The organism is Kitasatospora sp. NPDC050463, from assembly GCF_040655255.1.
GTDB lineage: Bacteria > Actinomycetota > Actinomycetes > Streptomycetales > Streptomycetaceae > Kitasatospora.
This window is the reverse complement of the sequence record NZ_JBFAJO010000201.1, coordinates 1-2,671: the sequence shown is the minus strand read 5'-3', so window position 1 is coordinate 2,671 and position 2,671 is coordinate 1. Positions and strand designations below refer to the sequence as shown.

The following is a 2,671-nucleotide window of genomic DNA, read 5'->3' as shown; positions in this document are numbered from 1 at the left end:
GGCGATCGCCGTTCCTCGCGGCGCTCGGACACGCGCAACGAGGACCAGCCCGCCGCTGACTTGTGGCGTTGCCCTCCCGGTGGGCGCTCGGCCCTCTGCAGTGCGGCGACACTCCCGCCCGCCCCTGTGACATGGCGCTGGTGTTATCGGCCTCGGCCGCATGCGTCGGCCCCGACCGGGTCACGGCAGGAAGGGACGATGCAGCGCCACATCGAGACCCTGTGCCGGTCCTGCCTGAAGACCCGGGAGTTCCCGCCCGGTGAGCTCACCGAGAACGGAGTCTGGGAGATCCGCACCTGCCCCAGCACGAAGTGCGGCGCGCCGTGGACGACAGAGGCGATGTACGTCTGCTCTCCGGGCGAGGCAACCGAGTCTGGCGCCTACTGACCGCAGGGTCGCCGGTCGGATGTCTCAGGCCCGTCCCAGCCCGGGCGCGAAAGCGCTCCCACCAGGGAAATCTCCTGGGACTATCCTGGCAAAACGGTTGAAATCGGACACACTGGGGCGCTGGAGGGACATGCCTGGGACACCCCGTGTCCCACCCTCCGCCGACCTCGAGCAGAGCCCTGCCGTCAGCGGTCGTCTCCCGGCCAGCGCCGGACGAAGCGGGCCAGCGCCGTGCGCTGCCGCTCCTCCTGGTCCAGGACGGCGGCCAACACCTGGCGGCAGACGTAGGGCTCGACCGCAGCCGTCAGCAGGTCGTCCGGCTCCAACGCCTCCACCTCCCACTGCACCGGCCGGTCCGGGTCGAAGCCGTACCGAGCCGCAAAGGCCGGCCACCGCGGGTCGCCCTTCTTCCCCTCCGCCGGCGGCAGCCGGTAACGCAGGCGCTGCGCGTTGGTCAGCAGGACTCGCTCCACGTACGCCCTGCCGCTGGTCCGGGCCAGGAAGTCCCGCTCGATGTCCTCGCCGCTGCAGTCGAAGTCGCCGACGTTTCTCCGGGGCGCCAAGAGCGTGCGGTCAGCGTCCATGCAGCTCAGAAGCGGCCGGACCGACGATAGCGGGTGCAACACCTGTAGTGCACGAACGTCAGCAAGGCGAGTCGCCCGGGCACTAGACCGTGATCGACAGGCACAGCGTGACCGCCAAACGGCCCACACCCGCCGGTTACGCCGAACACGGCATGTCGCCGACCATCACACGAGGTGGAGCCCGAACTCACCGAAAAGCTGCTGGTGCCCGAACCCGCCGTAACGTGGTCTCCAACCACCCCGAAAGAAACTCAGGATGGTGCACTCCGACACCCTCTCAGAGGTGATCACATGATCAGGAGTCCATCTTTGCAGCAACGGAGGCCAGTTTCTCCACAGTGGGCGGCAGTGCGCGGCCGAGGATCTTCTTCATGATCGGCCCGAGGAGGAATCTGGTTGGGCCGCTGACCGAGATGTCGAAGGTGATGTCGCAGCCGCCGTCGACGGCGCGGACGGTGTGCACCCAGTCCATCTCCCCTCCCATGGGCAGGAAGTAGCGGTCGGTGTAGCGCACCGGCGGCTCGCACTCCAGGATCTCGAACCTCCGCTCGGGCTGGCCCTTGAGCTTGACCGTGCCGCGGGCGCCCTTGACGAACGGTCCGTCGATGCTGCCGCGTTCGAGCTCGTCATCCCACCGGGTGCGGCCCGGCACGTCCGCGAAGAGCTGCCAGACTGCCTCGGGCGGAGCCTCACAACGACGGGTGACGGTGATGACGTGCATGGGTGGTCCTCTTCTCTGCGCGAAGAGATCAAGGAAACGTTCCGTAACGTTTCAATCAGAGGCTAGGGTGCAGGGTCGGCCGCGTCAATACGTTCCGTAACGTTCTGGTGCTAGCCTGACGAGGTGCCACCTTCGCTCCCGAAGCCCTCCAGTCGCCGCGACCGCACCATCGAGATCCTGGCAGCCGCCTACGAGCTCAGCTGCGAGATGACCGTCTCGGGGGTCACCATCGACGCCATCGCGGCCCGGGCGAAGGTCGGCAAGCCCACGATCTACCGGCGCTGGCCCTCCAAGGGCCCGCTCGTACTCGACGCCTTCCTGGCCAACGCACCGCTGCCGCCGACCTCGTTCCCCGACACCGGTGATTTCGCCGACGACCTGCGGCGCTGGCTGTACGGCATCGCCGATGCCCTCAACGGCCCGGCCCGACCGGTAGTCACCGGGCTGGTGGGCGCCGTCCAGACCGACCCTGACCTGGCCCGCGCCTGGGACGAGAAGCTCTTCCAGCCGGTCCGCGCCGCCAACGTCGCGCGCCTGCGGGCGGCGCAGGACGCCGGCCAACTGCGATCCGGCGACCCCGAATTGCTGGCCGATCTGCTGGCCGGCCCCCTATGGTTCCGCGCCTTGCTGCACGGCGGGGCTCCGGACCGGGGCCAGATCGATGAGATGATCGAACTGGTCACTGGCATCCCCCTGCCGACTGTCGAGCGTCCGGACGACCCCTCCACGGCCTGATCCAACGCCCCGACCGTCAACGCGAGGTGCCCGTTCTGCCCGCCGAACCTCAAGACGGCTGGCTGGGAGGGCGACGAACCGGGGACCGCTCTCTGGTGACCGCCAGCGTCTTCCGGGCCGAGCATCCCGTGGCTCATGTGCCCTAGCCTCAATACCAGTGACTTAGTGATTCCAGGCTCGGGGAACCTTGGTCGGAGGGTTGGTCGGGGCGGTCCTGTAGTGGGGCGCGATGGCGACCGCTTCG

General features: G+C 68.4%; 4 protein-coding genes. 2 read left to right on the top strand and 2 right to left on the bottom strand.

The annotated features are described in order from the left end of the window. The first annotated feature begins 198 nt into the window (after nucleotides 1-198). Nucleotides 199-387 (top strand): hypothetical protein, encoded by a 189-nt coding sequence (locus AB0J08_RS41415; protein WP_360645315.1) that lies wholly within the window; start codon nucleotides 199-201, stop codon nucleotides 385-387. A 185-nt stretch (nucleotides 388-572) separates the two neighbouring features. Here the strand turns inward: AB0J08_RS41415 and AB0J08_RS41410 are convergent, their stop codons facing one another. Both AB0J08_RS41410 and AB0J08_RS41405 read right to left on the bottom strand, forming a co-directional pair. Further along, complete coding sequence (locus AB0J08_RS41410) at nucleotides 573-971, bottom strand: hypothetical protein (protein ID WP_360645312.1); 399 nt, start codon at nucleotides 969-971, stop codon at nucleotides 573-575. Between the two features lie 295 nt (nucleotides 972-1,266). Further along, nucleotides 1,267-1,692: an SRPBCC family protein gene (locus AB0J08_RS41405; protein WP_360645309.1), complete on the bottom strand. Its 426-nt coding sequence runs from the start codon at nucleotides 1,690-1,692 to the stop codon at nucleotides 1,267-1,269. A gap of 123 nt (nucleotides 1,693-1,815) precedes the next feature. Between AB0J08_RS41405 and AB0J08_RS41400 the strand changes: the two genes are divergently transcribed. After that, entirely contained in the window at nucleotides 1,816-2,427 is a 612-nt protein-coding gene (locus AB0J08_RS41400) for a TetR/AcrR family transcriptional regulator (RefSeq protein WP_360645306.1), read from the top strand. Nucleotides 2,428-2,671: the final 244 nt, after the last annotated feature.